This window comes from Lentzea xerophila, assembly GCF_051094245.1.
Taxonomy (GTDB): Bacteria; Actinomycetota; Actinomycetes; order Mycobacteriales; family Pseudonocardiaceae; genus Lentzea; species Lentzea xerophila.
In genome coordinates this window covers 3,403,149-3,415,863 of the sequence record NZ_CP194934.1, presented here as the reverse complement: position 1 = coordinate 3,415,863, position 12,715 = coordinate 3,403,149, and the positions used below count along the sequence as shown (strand labels likewise).

General features: G+C 69.9%; 16 protein-coding genes. 3 read left to right on the top strand and 13 right to left on the bottom strand.

Annotated elements, in window-relative coordinates; translation table 11 throughout:
- Positions 1 to 2 precede the first annotated feature (2 nt).
- The 7 genes from ACRSBM_RS16225 to ACRSBM_RS16195 form a co-directional block, all read right to left on the bottom strand.
- A complete protein-coding gene (locus tag ACRSBM_RS16225) occupies positions 3 to 890 on the bottom strand; it encodes a cytochrome c biogenesis CcdA family protein (protein WP_434444228.1) in 888 nt (295 codons plus the stop codon).
- A complete protein-coding gene (locus ACRSBM_RS16220) occupies positions 887 to 1,426 on the bottom strand; it encodes a redoxin domain-containing protein (RefSeq protein ID WP_434444227.1) in 540 nt (179 codons plus the stop codon). Before ACRSBM_RS16220 ends, ACRSBM_RS16225 begins: the two co-directional genes overlap by 4 nt.
- Positions 1,427 to 1,513: 87 nt before the next feature.
- Positions 1,514 to 1,948, bottom strand: coding sequence for an SRPBCC family protein (locus ACRSBM_RS16215; protein ID WP_434444226.1), 435 nt, complete (start codon positions 1,946 to 1,948; stop codon positions 1,514 to 1,516).
- 88 nt (positions 1,949 to 2,036) lie between these two features.
- Entirely contained in the window at positions 2,037 to 3,023 is a 987-nt protein-coding gene (locus ACRSBM_RS16210) for an NAD(P)-dependent alcohol dehydrogenase (protein WP_434444225.1), read from the bottom strand.
- Complete coding sequence (locus ACRSBM_RS16205) at positions 3,020 to 3,685, bottom strand: DUF2306 domain-containing protein (protein ID WP_434444224.1); 666 nt, start codon at positions 3,683 to 3,685, stop codon at positions 3,020 to 3,022. The genes ACRSBM_RS16210 and ACRSBM_RS16205 overlap by 4 nt, the downstream gene beginning before the upstream one ends.
- A 54-nt stretch (positions 3,686 to 3,739) precedes the next feature.
- On the bottom strand, positions 3,740 to 4,438 hold the full coding sequence (locus tag ACRSBM_RS16200) for a response regulator (protein ID WP_434444223.1): 699 nt from the start codon (positions 4,436 to 4,438) through the stop codon (positions 3,740 to 3,742).
- The gene (locus ACRSBM_RS16195) at positions 4,435 to 5,562 is read right to left on the bottom strand and encodes a sensor histidine kinase (protein ID WP_434444222.1); all 1,128 of its coding nucleotides are present in this window, start codon (positions 5,560 to 5,562) and stop codon (positions 4,435 to 4,437) included. Before ACRSBM_RS16195 ends, ACRSBM_RS16200 begins: the two co-directional genes overlap by 4 nt.
- Positions 5,563 to 5,646: 84 nt before the next feature.
- Here ACRSBM_RS16195 and ACRSBM_RS16190 point away from each other — a divergent pair, with 84 nt between their 5' ends.
- Positions 5,647 to 6,261: a hypothetical protein gene (locus ACRSBM_RS16190; RefSeq protein ID WP_434444221.1), complete on the top strand. Its 615-nt coding sequence runs from the start codon at positions 5,647 to 5,649 to the stop codon at positions 6,259 to 6,261.
- A 53-nt stretch (positions 6,262 to 6,314) separates the two neighbouring features.
- Here the strand turns inward: ACRSBM_RS16190 and ACRSBM_RS16185 are convergent, their stop codons facing one another.
- The 6 genes from ACRSBM_RS16185 to ACRSBM_RS16160 form a co-directional block, all read right to left on the bottom strand.
- Positions 6,315 to 6,959 (bottom strand): DedA family protein, encoded by a 645-nt coding sequence (locus tag ACRSBM_RS16185; RefSeq protein ID WP_434444220.1) that lies wholly within the window; start codon positions 6,957 to 6,959, stop codon positions 6,315 to 6,317.
- A 224-nt stretch (positions 6,960 to 7,183) separates the two neighbouring features.
- Positions 7,184 to 7,573: an Imm7 family immunity protein gene (locus ACRSBM_RS16180; protein ID WP_434444219.1), complete on the bottom strand. Its 390-nt coding sequence runs from the start codon at positions 7,571 to 7,573 to the stop codon at positions 7,184 to 7,186.
- 7 nt (positions 7,574 to 7,580) lie between these two features.
- Positions 7,581 to 8,486 (bottom strand): restriction endonuclease fold toxin, encoded by a 906-nt coding sequence (locus tag ACRSBM_RS16175; RefSeq protein WP_434444218.1) that lies wholly within the window; start codon positions 8,484 to 8,486, stop codon positions 7,581 to 7,583.
- A gap of 33 nt (positions 8,487 to 8,519) precedes the next feature.
- The gene (locus tag ACRSBM_RS16170) at positions 8,520 to 8,876 is read right to left on the bottom strand and encodes a hypothetical protein (RefSeq protein ID WP_434444217.1); all 357 of its coding nucleotides are present in this window, start codon (positions 8,874 to 8,876) and stop codon (positions 8,520 to 8,522) included.
- Positions 8,873 to 9,505 carry a YbaB/EbfC family nucleoid-associated protein gene (locus tag ACRSBM_RS16165; RefSeq protein WP_434444216.1) on the bottom strand — a complete coding sequence of 211 codons (633 nt, stop codon included), beginning with the start codon at positions 9,503 to 9,505 and terminating at the stop codon, positions 8,873 to 8,875. The genes ACRSBM_RS16170 and ACRSBM_RS16165 overlap by 4 nt, the downstream gene beginning before the upstream one ends.
- 103 nt (positions 9,506 to 9,608) lie before the next feature.
- The gene (locus ACRSBM_RS16160; RefSeq protein WP_434444215.1) at positions 9,609 to 10,505 is read right to left on the bottom strand and encodes an oxidoreductase; all 897 of its coding nucleotides are present in this window, start codon (positions 10,503 to 10,505) and stop codon (positions 9,609 to 9,611) included.
- A gap of 297 nt (positions 10,506 to 10,802) precedes the next feature.
- Here ACRSBM_RS16160 and ACRSBM_RS16155 point away from each other — a divergent pair, with 297 nt between their 5' ends.
- Both ACRSBM_RS16155 and ACRSBM_RS16150 read left to right on the top strand, forming a co-directional pair.
- Positions 10,803 to 11,558 (top strand): alpha/beta fold hydrolase, encoded by a 756-nt coding sequence (locus ACRSBM_RS16155; protein WP_434444214.1) that lies wholly within the window; start codon positions 10,803 to 10,805, stop codon positions 11,556 to 11,558.
- A 64-nt stretch (positions 11,559 to 11,622) separates the two neighbouring features.
- Positions 11,623 to 12,642 (top strand): BtrH N-terminal domain-containing protein, encoded by a 1,020-nt coding sequence (locus ACRSBM_RS16150; protein WP_434444213.1) that lies wholly within the window; start codon positions 11,623 to 11,625, stop codon positions 12,640 to 12,642.
- Positions 12,643 to 12,715: the final 73 nt, after the last annotated feature.

The following is a 12,715-nucleotide window of genomic DNA, read 5'->3' as shown; positions in this document are numbered from 1 at the left end:
CATCAGTGGTTTCGCCGTCCGGTATCTGCCGGCCCGCGATCGGAGCCGCGGGCGGACTTACCGCGCCTGTGGGTCCACAATGCCCCTCCCGCCACCAACGCGACGAGCACGACGAGGAACGGCACAGGTCCGACACTGGTGAACCACTGCACGAGCACTCCCTGAAGTCGTCCCGCCCCGTCGACCACCGGATCGGCCGGATCCGCACCGCCGAGGAACAGCCGCAGCTCGTAGACGCCGTAGTACGCGACGTACAGGCCGACGAGCACGAGCAGCGCTCCACCCAGCCTGGCCGCGTGCGGCAGCAATGACCGCGCCCGGCGCGTCATCACGTCACTGGCGAGCGCGGTGCCGACCGCGAGCACCGTCACCACCAGGCCCATGCCCGCCGCATAGGCGAGGAACGCCGAAACGCCCTCCACCAGGTCGCCGCTGCGCAGGGTCGATCCCGCGACCGCCAGGAACGGGCCGATCGTGCACGACAGCGACGCGATCGCATATGCCACGCCGTAGCCGAACATCGACCCGACGTGCCGGTTGGGCGCACCCTTGGCCGGTTTCGGCACCAGCAGTGTGATCTCGCGGCCCATCAGCAGCAGCACGCCCATCACGAGCAGCGCGAGTCCGATGAGGACGGTCACGAACGGCAGATACCGCTGCACCGACGACGCGACCAACGAGAACGCCACGCCGAACACACCGAACACGAGGACGAAACCAAGCGTCATCATGAGACTGGACACGACCGCGCGAGTGAGCAGCCGCGTCCGCGACTGCTCACTCGCGCCCGTCACGACGAGTGCGAGGTAGGCGGGCAGCATCGCGAACCCGCACGGGTTGACCGTGGCGACCATGCCGGCCACCACGGCCACGAGCAGCGTCTGCGTCACGCCAGCCGGCCCAGCCGCTGCCGCAGGTCGTCCTCGGACAACTGGCTCGTCACGACCTCGACCCGACCGCTGGCGTCGATGAACGCGTAGGCGGGCTGCGCCGTCACGCCGAACCGCTTCCACACCGCGCTGTCGACGTCCGCGACGTGCTGGAACGACTGCAGGTCGTAGCGCTGCACGAACTGCTGCATCGCCGGGACCTGGTCCTGCGCCGCGACCCCGAGGAACGTCACCTTCCCGCCCTGTTCCTTCGCCGCCGCGGCCATCCCGGGCGCCTCGCGCTGGCACTTCGGGCACCAGGGCGCCCAGAACCACAGCACGGCGGGCTTGCCGGCGAGGTCCGCACCGGCGATGTCCTTGCCGTCGACGGTCTTGGCGGTGAAGTTCAGCTGCTCGGGCACGGACGTCGCCCCGCTTGCCGAGGTGGGGACGCTGGACGTGGCCGGTGGTGTCGGCGCCGGTTCGGGAGCACCCGCGGGACCACCGCAGGCGGCCAAGGTGGCGACCAGAACGAGCGACGCTGCCAGAACGCGCATTTCGGACATGTCCTGATACTTCCGCATGATCGGCCGCGCGGATATTACGAACCGCTGACGCCCCATCCGCGGTCCCGGCGCGTGGAGCTACGGCCGTTCCAGCCGATCACGCAGGCGCACCAGGTCGGCCGTGATGCTCTTCTTGACCTGGCGGCTCATCAGCGGCGTGGCCCAGCCGAAGAATCTCCCCGGTGAGCCGGTCGCCCGGATCGCGACGAGCGTGCCGTCCGGGTTGTCCGCCAGTTCGTATCGCACGGTCATGGGAAACGGCCGGTCGACTTTCATCTCGACGAGCCGGTCCGGTTCATACCTGGTCACGACGTAGCCGTAGTCGAACTCGCGGCCGAGGAACCTGGCGGTGCGCACCACGGTCGCGCCCTCGGTGAGCACACCGGGACGGGCCGGTCGGCTGGAGGTGATCCCGCCGGTCCACTCGAGGTCGTGGGCCGGGTCGAACATGAACGCGGCGACCTCCGTGCGCGGCCGGTGCACGAGTACTTCGGGTCGGACGTCGACGGCCATGGTCACCTCCCATCCGGCGGACTTCAAGCAGTGTGAACGTTGGCGACGCTCGCCGCACGGTACGCACGGCTCGTTGGCCACGACCAGCTCATATCGTGATGACGACCTTCGCGCGGGCGTGTTCGGTCTCGACGTACCGCAGGGCGTCGCGTGCCTCGGCCAGCACGTAGGTGCGGTCGATGACCGGGGTGAAGCCTCCCGACTCGGCGAGGTGCCGCAGGGCAGCGAGGTACTCGCGGCCAGCTGCCGTGGTGAGCACGAGCAGCTTGTCGCGGACGAACGGAGCGCGCAGCTTCGCGCCCATCATCAGGCGCATCGGGCCGAGGAAGCTGCCGCCGTCGAACACTCCGCCGCCGGACAGCACGATCGTCCCGCCCGGCGTGAGCGCGCGGCGCAGGGCGGTCAGCGAGTGGTTGCCGACCAGGTCGAAGACGAGGTCGTAGCGTTGGCCGGTCGTGGTGAAGTCGTTCAAGGTGTAGTCGATGACGTGGTCGGCCCCGAGTGACTTCACCAGTTCGGTGTTCCTCGTGCGGCAGACGCCCGTCACGGTGGCGCCCATGGACTTCGCGATCTGCACGGCGAACGTTCCGACGCCGCCGGACGCTCCGTTGATCAGGACGTGCTGGCCCTGCTGGAGCTTTCCGGTGTCACGCAGGCCTTTCAGCGCGGTCTGACCGGCCAGTGGGATCGCGGCGGCCTGTTCGAAGGTCAGGTTCGCCGGCTTGGTCTCCACCAGGTCCTCCGGCACCGACACGTACTCGGCGAACGCGCCGTCGGCGGTGCCGAGGTCGCCGAACACCTCGTCGCCGGGCCGGAAGCGCCGCACGTCCCTGCCCACCGCCTCGACGGTGCCCGCGAAGTCGCGGCCGCGGGTCTTCGCTCTCGGGCGCTTGACGCCGATGCCGGTGAGCCTGGCCAGGTAGGGGTCTCCGCGCATGATGTGCCAGTCGTACGCGTTGACCGCGGCCGCGTGCACCCGCACGAGGATCTCGTTGCCCGAGGCCGTAGGTGGCTCCACGTCGCGGAACTCCAGCGTGTCCGGTGAGCCGTACCGGTCCTGAACGATCGCCTTCATCGGTTTCCTCCCTGTGCGAGTGCGACGCGGGCGCGGGTGGCCGTGCGCCGGGGTGTCCGGATGATCCGCTCCGCCACGGCGAGGTTGAGCACCCAGGCGGCGAGCATCAGCAACGCCTTGGTGAGCTGGTCGAGCGGGCCGGTGGCGGCGATCCACGAGCCCAGCAGCACGGCCTGCGTGCCGGCGCCGAGACCGATCGCGAAGGCCCTGACCATCCAGGCGCGGTGCCCGAGGACGTCCCGGCGGCGGATGGCGAGGAACCCCAGCACGAGGAACACCACCCAGGCCGTGCCGAACACCAGCCGGATGCCGGTGAGGAACGCGCCCACGTCGGCGGGCTTGGGGTAGAACACGGTCATCCACAGGCCGGACACCGCACCTATAAGTCCACAAAGGACCAGAATGCGACCTGCGAGCCGGTGCCATCCCGGTCTGCGACGGCGCAGGCCCGGGGCGAACTGGAAGGCCCCGAGCAGGCTGTAGATGCTGACGGTGACGGCGTGCACCACCACGGGTACGGGTGAGGCGAAGAACCGCGCGTTGTCCGGCGTGATCTCCGCGCCGCCGCCGAGCTCGGTCAGCCGGAGGGCGCCGCCGAGCACCGGGACGACGCTGAACAGGATGATCGCGGCCGGGACGAGCTTGTCGTACTTGGAGTTCATGCCCCAGATCGTGGCGCTCGGGACGGGGTCAGCTCATCGGTACAAGGGCCGCGATCATCCTGGCCGATGGTCGGGCGCGAGTGTCGTACTTTCGGCTGACCGCCGGACCCGCCTGGTCTCGTAGGCCCAGATGGCGACCTCGACCCGGTTCCTCGCGCCGATCTTGGCCATCAGGCTCGCGAGGTGCGACTTCACGGTGCTGAGCGTGATGTGGAGCTCCTGGGCGACCTCGCTGTTGGTGCGCCCGCCGGCGACGGCGGCGAGGACCTGCTCCTCCCGTTCGGTGAGCGGGTCGACCGGCTGTCGCTTGGGGCCTGCCGGGCCGGTGTCCGCGAACGCGTCCAGCAGCCGGGCGGTGACGCTGGGCGCGATCAGGGCGTCACCGACGGCCGCGGCGTGCACCGCCTGGGCGAGCAGCGCGGGACCGGCGTCCTTGAGCAGGAACCCCTTGGCGCCCGCCCGCAACGCCGCGTAGACGTACTCGTCCAGGTCGAACGTGGTGATCACGACGACTGCGAGCGGCTCGGCGACACCGGGCCCGGCCAGCAACCGGGTGGCCTCGATGCCGTCGATCCCGGGCATCCGGATGTCGAACAGGCACACGTCCGGCCGCAGCCGCCGGGCCAGCTCCACGGCCCGCCGGCCGTCGGGCGCCTCACCGACGACCTCGATGCCCGGCTGGACGCTGAGGATCATCGACAGGCCGGTGCGGACGATCTCCTGGTCGTCGGCGACGATCACCCGGACACTCATCGCGCGGCCCCGTTCAGCGGCAGCACGGCGGTCACTGTCCAGCCGTTTGCAGCCGGGCCCGCCTCACAGGTGCCACCGAGCAACGTCGCGCGCTCCTTCATCCCGATGAGCCCGTGCCCTGGCGCGACGCGGGCGTTGCCGGTCGCGCCGTCGTCGCTGACCCGCAGTTGCACCGTCTTCTCGCCCACGGTGACCCGCACCTCGATGCGGGTGGCGTGCCGGGCGTGCCTGCGGGCGTTGGTGACCGACTCCTGGGTGAGCCGGTAGATGGCCGTCCCCACCGACTTGGGCAGGTCGTCGACGGCACCGTCGATCCGCACGTCCACCTCCGGACCAGGCCTGCCCGCGCTCGCGAGCAGCTCGATGTCGGCGACCGTCGGGCTGGGCGCCAGGTCCGCGGAGTCGTTGTGCCGCAACGCCCGCACCATCGTGCGCATCTCGGCGAGCGCGCGCGAGGCCTCCGACTCGATCAACCCGAGCGCCTCGGTGGCCGCCTCCGGCCGCTGCGCCGCCGTCGCCAGCCCGGCCTGGGCCCGGATCGCCATCGCCGACACGTGGTGGGCCACCGTGTCGTGCAGGTCCCGCGCCAGCCGCTCCCGTTCGAGCAACTTGACCTGGTCGAGCTCCCGCGCCCGAGCCCGCCCCCGGTACCGCACCGCCGCCCCGAGCGCACAGGCCGTCCCCAGCACGGCGCAGCCGGCCACCGCGTCGCCGGGGCTGAGGTACCCGAGCACCGCGGACAGCCCGATCTTGCCGAGCATGACCGCCAGCCCGATCACCCACTCCCGCCCCGACCCCCACCGGAACAGCGCGAACGGGAACAGCACCATGAACACCAGCACGTTGAGGTCGGGCTCGCCCCTGAACACCAGCGAGGCCACCGCGGCGATCCCGAACGCGCAGGCGACCGCGAGCAACGGCCTGCTCCGGCGCACCAAAAGCAGCGGCAACAGCGCCGCGACGAGGACGAGCGTGCCGGCCCGCCAGCTCAGGTCCGGCCGCAGCGCCGATTCGAGCACGGCGACCACCAGCAGGACGGCGACCAGCGCCCAGTCCCACCACAGCCGAGGCGTCGCGCCCACCGGCCGTGGCTCGTCCCAGACCGACCGCAGAAGGGCGAACACCGCGACATCGTACGAGAGCGTCCGGCGTCAGTGGCGTTCCAGCGCGTCTTGGCCTCGTAGTACGCCCTTCGCTAGCATCGCACCGTGATCACGCGGCGGTGGCGCTGGCCCGTTGTCGTGGCGGCGTCCGTGCTCCTTCTCGCATCAGTCGGCGTGACGGTGTGGCTGACCCGGGACAAGTCGTTCGAACCGGGTGCGCAGGGGTATCTCGAGCTCGCCTGCGGCCTTCACCTGCACCAGCGAGACCTGAGCCGGGCCGCGATTGAGGACGACAGAGCGGGGCGAGAGCTCGGGTACGGCGTCTCCACGGCGTTCCTCGAGGCCGGCAACCGCATGATGAACACCCGGCTTCAGGACCTCTCGGACGATCTGAAGACCGCGTTCGACGAGAACGACGACGAGTCCTTCGAACAGGCCCGCGTCCGGGCTGACGCGGAGTGTGCCGATCATGACGAGCTCACACCGAATCCGCGGAAGCTGGTGGACATCGCATGTGGCACAGCCGGCGTACTCGAGCCTGGACCTCGTCCTGAGGTGGGTCTCATCGCGCATTTGACCGGTGCGGCCGCGGCGCTGGACGAGCAGTACGACGGTCTGGCCAAGGCCGCCGGCCGACTGGTGATCGACCCTGTCGCACCGCTCGACGCCAATCATCCGAACGCTGAAGAGATAGCCGATTTCCGGAAGCAGTGCCCTTAGCGGGCGTCTGATCTTGTTCGTGATCATCTGCCCGGAGCCGCACGAGGCGACGTTCAGGCGACCTCTTCCAGTTTCCTGGCCTCGGCCGCGGTGCTCTGCTTGCGGCGTCGCAACACGACGATCACGCCGACCACCGCCGCGACGCCCAGCAGGATCCACATCGCTCCGTTGAAGACGGACTCGATGTACTTCGCCGAGGCGCCCGCGGCCGAGCCGATGCCGATGTGCAACGCCGACCAGCACACCGCACCCGCGATCGAGGCGGGCAGGAACCGCCGGTACTCCAGCTTCGACGCACCCGCCGAGGCCGGGACCAGAGTCCGCACGACGGGCATGAACCGGGCGAAGAACACCGCCCACGCGCCGCGGCGCCGCAACAGCTCGCCCGCCTTGTCCCAGTGCTGCTGCCCCACCTTGCGGACGACCTTGCTCTCGCGCAGGCGGTCACCGAAACGGCGGCCGAGGTAATAGCCGATGCTGTCACCGGCGACCGCGCACACCGTGACCACGAGCCACATGACCAGGAACCTGGGCACGCTCGTCACCGTCGTCGAGGCCAGCAGGAGAGCGCTCTCGCCTGGCGCGAGGAAGCCCACACCGAGCGTGCACTCCGCCAGCGTCAACGCACCTGTCACCGCCAGCACAGCGGGCTGCGGCAGACCGGCCAGCCCTTCCAGCGCATCGGTCAAGAAGGACATGAACTCTCCCCAGCAGGAACATCAGAACGTCCGGGACAGTTCACCGCAACGGGCACAGCTCGCACATCGGACCGTGGTCTGAGCCGGCAGTAGACCTTGGGAGTAAGGGTGGTCCCCGATGGATAGGTGATCTTCCGGTCAGGTGGCTCCCTGACTCGGACGACCGGCCGCTCGCACTGTCCACTGACGACAATGAGAAAACCCCAGCTGGGGTCGGCGGCCGATCAGTCCTCGATCACCGGGATGCACGGAGACAGGAACGGGTCGGATCGCACTGAGAGTTCACCGCGCGCGAGGACGGTCACGCGGAAGGCGTTGGGTCCCGGTGGAAGCGTGGTCTCGTCGTCGCGTTCGTAGAGCAGTCCCCACGAGCCGGGCAGCCGGGTCCGCACGAAGTCGATGGTGTCCTCCACCCACGTGTCCCGCTTGCGGTTGGGGTTGCCGGTCATCGTCAGGAGGTACCAGCCGTTCACGACGTCCAACGACGCGACGACGCTGCTCGGCAGCTCCTCCGCGAGCCGGGCCCGCAACTCCTCGACGGCGGCGTCCAGGCCGCCGACGTCGTCCTCCTCGGTCGACTCGGACAGGGTGAACCACCCGTGGAACTGGTACACGTCATCCTCACAGCGGATTGAGGTCGATCACCGGCTGGACACCGTATCTGGCGGCGTACTCATCGAGCTTCCTGAGCACGTTGGGGTGCGGCGGGCCGTCGAACTGGAAATAAGGGGTCCGCCCGGTCTGCTGGGCGTACAGGAACGTGTCCCTCGCCTGCTCCCTCCACTTCTTGCTCTCCCGGAAGTCGGCAGGCTTGGCCTGGGCCAGGTACCGGTCGCTGACCGCGTCGAACTCCCGCCCCTTCGGGTCGTTGGCGAACTCCACCTGGGAACGCCCCTTGATCCGATTCGCCAGGGCGTCCGCCGCGGGGTCGTGCCTCTGCGCGGACTTGACGAGGTCGCCGAGTCCGCCGTTCGACGGGGACCCTCCGGGCGGGACCACACCGGCTTCGGAGGGAGGGAGATAGCTGGGAACGAACTGCGGCCGGTGGAAGTCCTCGCCCAGGGCGCCGCGCGCGGCGATCCGGTCGGCCATCGCGTCGGTGAAGGCGTTGATGGAGGCCACCAGCGTCGTCACGATCCGCTGGGGCTTGCCAGGGTCCTCCCACGGCGCGAACGCCGACGCGTACAACTCGGCGTTGTCGTTGACCACCTTGGCGATCTCGGTCTTGGTGTACCGGACGTCGTCGCCGTACTGGGCGGCCAGCCACCCGAGCCGCGTCATCTGGGCGGCGGCATCGGAGGTCATGACAACGAGCGCGACGGCCTTCGCGTGGTAGTCCCGGCCGTTGTCGTCCGCCCAGGCGTTCCGCAGCTCGTTGGTTCGTCCGTTGTGCCGCCGGTGGTCGTGGGCGCCCGCGTCCTTCCAGGTCCGCCCGAGCCTGGCCATCGCCTCCTCGTCGGCCTGTGGCCACTCGACGTGCGGTCGGATCGCGTGCCACAGGGGTGAGTCCGGTGGCTGGACCGGCATGACAGCGCCTCCTCTCCCGCGTTCGGGTGGTCGTCAGCGGGGCATCGCCGCGGCACCGCGCTGGTCGGCCTCGCGGTAGTCCCTGGCGCCGGCCAGGCCGGCGGCGCCAAGTTCCTGGTACTTCCGGGGCAGTTGCTGCGCGCTCTCGCGTGCGCTGTGGGCGAACTGGATGTACCCGTTGCCGAGGTCGCTGGCCGTTCGGCCGCCGCCCAGCCCTTCCCGGAACGCCCAGCCGAGCTTGTCGACACCGATCGCCGCCTCGCCGGCGAGGGTGTCGGCAGGCACGTGCCGCCATGCGTTCGCCAGTTCCACGCCCGTCCTGTCGAGGGCCTTCATCAGCGGTTCGGCCAGGTCGGGGTCCATCTCCAGACCCTGGCCAGGCCCCGTCACGACCGCACGTCCCGTGGGGCGGCGGTTGTCGCGTGCAGCCGGGCGCGGGCTCGCTCGGTGGCCCGGCGCGCGGTGGTGATGATCCCCTCCGCCAACCGGCGGGAGTCGGGTGCGCGATAGATCGACTGGTGCAGTGACAGGTCGAGCAGCCTGCCTCGGGCGTCTGCCGTGGCGGCGACCAGTCCGTCATCGGATTCCGCCGTCTCCCGGATCGCCGGCATGGCCTCGCGGCACTTGATCAGCGCGCGGCGCTCGGCCTCGTAGTCGATGCCGGACCTGAGTGCCGGCCGCGATCCCGGTGTGGTGGCGCGCGTTTGCGCGTTGAGGCGGTCCAGTTCGCGCAGCGGAGGGCCGAAGAGCAGGTCGACGTGGCCGGGCGTGGGTAGCACCACTGCTGCCACCTCCAACGCCGCCTGGGTGGCGCGATCCACTGCCGTTCGGGTGGTGTCCAGAACGCTCCGGGCCAGCGCCTGGGCGTCGCGGATGCGGTAGACCCTCGGATCGACGTCGAGTTCGAGCAGGTTGCCGAGGAAACCCGCGGTGGCGGTCAGGAAACCGTCGGCGGAGATGGCGGTCGCGCGGAGTCCGGCCAACTGCCGGTGGACCCGCTCGACATCGATTCCGTCCATGGCTTCAAGGCTCCGGCACGTCCACTGCGAACGGGCGTCGCTGACCGCTTCCGGCCAGCGCTGCCGCGGTCTGTGCGGGTCTTCGCTGGGCTGAGCGCCGGGCTCAGGGCTTCGCGGTCAGCGGGAAGGTCACCCCGGTGAGCCGCTCCGACGCCTCCCACAGCCGCCGCGCCAGCACCGGGTCACTGGCCGCCGCCGACCGGCCGACCAGCGCAGGGTGGCCGTGCAGCTCGTACCGTCCGTCCGGGCCGACGTAGCTGGCGCCCGGCAGGTTTTGGGTCGCCGCGTACAACGACGGCAACGCGCCCTGCCCCTCGCTCTGCGCCAGGTAACGCCCGGCCAGGTGCACGATCTTGACCAGGTACGGGTTGCGGCCCTTGGTACCCAGGTTGGTCGCCGAGTAGCCGGGGTGCGAGGACAGCGCGCGCACGGACGACCCGGCCTCGCGGCAGCGTCGCTCCAGTTCCAGGGTGAACAGCAGGTTCGCCAGCTTCGACCGGCCGTAGCCCTTCACCGCGGTGTAGCCGGAGCGGGCGAGGTCCAGGTCGTCGAGATCGAGCACGCCCGCCTTGTGCGCGCCGGAAGCCACGGTCACCACCCGGTCGGTGATCGAGGGCAGCAGCAGGTTGGTCAACGCGAAGTGGCCGAGGTGGTTGGTGCCGAACTGCAGCTCGAATCCGTCCGCCGTGCGACCGAACGGCGTCATCGCCACCCCGGCGTTGTTGACCAGGACGTCGAGTCCGCCCTGCCAGCCCTCGGCGAACGCGCGCACCGACGCCAGGCTCGCCAGGTCCAGCTCACGGACCTCGGTGTCGCCGGACATCGCGACCGCCGCCCGCTCACCGGCGGCGACGTCGCGCACCGCGAGCACCGTGCGCGCCCCTGCCGCGGCGAACGCGGTCGCCGTGCCGCGGCCCACCCCGCTGGCCGCACCGGTCACCACCACGGTGCGACCGGTCAGGTCGGGAAGATCATCGGCGGTCCACCGGCGCTTCGTCATGATCGCCAGCTTAAGCACCCGCCCCGAAGCAGCCCGGCGGCCCGCCTCGACGATGGTTGTGCGGTCCGGTCGCCGCTTCTTGCACGCCACCGACCCGTTCACCGCACCCCCTGCCGTTGTCAAGTCATGGTTCTGTGCGACTTCTTCGAACTCGCGCCGGCGCGATCCACTGTTCCCGTGGCTCAGCGGTTGCCGGGTCCACATCGGAGCTGGTCTCCTCCCCGCAACCGGACGCTTGACACCTTAACGATGTTCAGCAACCCTGGTCGGACAGTTGAACTTAGTTAAGGAGTGGTCGTGACTGTTGTTTTCGTACACGGTGTTCCCGAGACCGGCGTGATCTGGAACGGCGTACGAGAGCATCTCGGGAACGAGGTCGAGACGGTGGCGCTGGACCTTCCGGGGTTCGGTACTCCGCGGGCCGCGGACTTCGGCGCCACGAAGGACGAGTACGCGACCTGGCTCGCCGCCACGCTGCGCGGCTTCCGCGGCCCGGTCGACGTGGTCGGGCACGACTTCGGTGCTGGATTCGTGTTGCGAGCGGTCACGGCGTTCGACGTGCCGGTGCGCAGCTGGGCCGTCGACATCGGCGCGGTGTTCCACCCCGGCTACGTCTGGCACCAGATGGCGCAGGTGTGGCAGACCCCAGGCAGCGGCGAGGAGTGGATGAAGGCCTTCCTCGCGAACGAGCTGGACGGAGTTGTCTCGGTCGGGACCATGCTGCGCGCCGCAGGCATGAGCGAGGCCGACGTCGCGGGGCTCGAGGCGAGCCAGGACGAGACGATGTGCGGCTGCATCCTCGACCTCTACCGCTCGGCGCAGCCCAACATCTTCGCCCACTGGGGCACCGAACTGTCCCGGCCGGCGCCCGCACCCGGTCTCGTCCTCCAGCCGACCGCCGACGGGTTCGACGACCCGGCCGCGTCGTCCGAGGTCGCCGCCCTGCTCGGCGCGCGTACCGCCAAGCTGGAAGGCCTCGGTCATTCGTGGATGGTGCAGGACCCGGCGGCGACCGCGAAGGTGTTGCGTTCGTTCTGGGATTCGCTCTCGTGACCAGGAAGGTTGACCCTGACACGGTGGGAGGGTTCAAGGTTGTTCAGTGCACGATCCAGCCGCCGTGAGCAGTTCAGGACCCGACATGATCATCGACGACGTCTCGTTCCCCGACGGTCAGCACTGCGAGACCACCACCATGGGCGCCCTGCTGCGCCATGCGGGCCTCGAGCTCTCCGAGCCCATGCTGTTCGGCCTCGGTGAAGGGCTGAGCTTCGTCTACTGGGACGCCAAGTACCTGGACTTCCCGTTCCTCGGCGGTCGGGTCAAACCGATGGAGATCACCCGGACCGCGGCCGCCCGGCTGGGCCTGACGCTGCACGTCCAGCAGACGGCCTCGCCGCGCAAAGCGTGGCAGAACGTCGTCACCGCACTCGGCGAGGGACGCCCTGCCGGGCTGCAGCTGGACTCCTACCACCTCGACTACTTCACCACGAAGGTCCACTTCGGGGGCCACTTCGTCGCGCTGTACGGCTACGACGACACCCACGCGCACCTGGTCGACACCGCTCAGCAGGGCGGCGCCGTGACGACCACGCTGGCAAGCCTGGAACGGGCTCGCGGCGAACGGGGGCCGATGACCGCACGCAACCTCTCCTACACCATCGCCGGGCCGGTCGGCCGGCCCGATCTGGGCGACGCCATCCGGGCCGCCGTCACCGGCAACGCGCACGCCTTCCTGAACCCGCCCATCGCGAACCTCGGTCACCGCGGCATCGGCAAGGCGGCCCAGCAGGTGAAACGCTGGCTCGCGCGGTCCAGTGACCCGGCCCGTGATCTTCCGCTGGCGGGAACGCTGATGGAACGCGGCGGCACCGGCGGATCCCTGTTCCGCGCTCTATACCGCGACTTCCTCGCCGAATGCGCCGCGATCGTCGACGACGACAACCTCGTTCTCGGGCATCGGCTGTACGCCGAGATCGTTCCACTGTGGACGGAGGTCGCCCGCCTCGTCACGGCCGCCGGGGAGACAGGAGACCCCCAGCACCTGGACGACGCCTCGGCGATCCTGACCGCGCTCGCGACCCGGGAACGTCGTGCCATGCAGGCCCTGGCCGGCGTCCGCAACAAGACGGACAGGTGAAAGCACCGAACCGATTGGCCCTTGCGGAGAAACCCCGACATCCAGGTTTCCGTTCGGCGTGGTCACCGGAACT

Bases quoted from the DNA above. Each gene is read 5' to 3' on its own strand.
- ACRSBM_RS16220 (WP_434444227.1), bottom strand. From the start codon at position 1,426: ATGCGCGTTCTGGCAGCGTCGCTCGTTCTGGTCGCCACCTTGGCCGCC.
- ACRSBM_RS16215 (WP_434444226.1), bottom strand. From the start codon at position 1,948: ATGGCCGTCGACGTCCGACCCGAAGTACTCGTGCACCGGCCGCGCACG.
- ACRSBM_RS16210 (WP_434444225.1), bottom strand. From the start codon at position 3,023: ATGAAGGCGATCGTTCAGGACCGGTACGGCTCACCGGACACGCTGGAG.
- ACRSBM_RS16205 (WP_434444224.1), bottom strand. From the start codon at position 3,685: ATGAACTCCAAGTACGACAAGCTCGTCCCGGCCGCGATCATCCTGTTC.
- ACRSBM_RS16200 (WP_434444223.1), bottom strand. From the start codon at position 4,438: ATGAGTGTCCGGGTGATCGTCGCCGACGACCAGGAGATCGTCCGCACC.
- ACRSBM_RS16185 (WP_434444220.1), bottom strand. From the start codon at position 6,959: ATGTCCTTCTTGACCGATGCGCTGGAAGGGCTGGCCGGTCTGCCGCAG.
- ACRSBM_RS16175 (WP_434444218.1), bottom strand. From the start codon at position 8,486: ATGCCGGTCCAGCCACCGGACTCACCCCTGTGGCACGCGATCCGACCG.
- ACRSBM_RS16165 (WP_434444216.1), bottom strand. From the start codon at position 9,505: ATGGACGGAATCGATGTCGAGCGGGTCCACCGGCAGTTGGCCGGACTC.
- ACRSBM_RS16160 (WP_434444215.1), bottom strand. From the start codon at position 10,505: ATGACGAAGCGCCGGTGGACCGCCGATGATCTTCCCGACCTGACCGGT.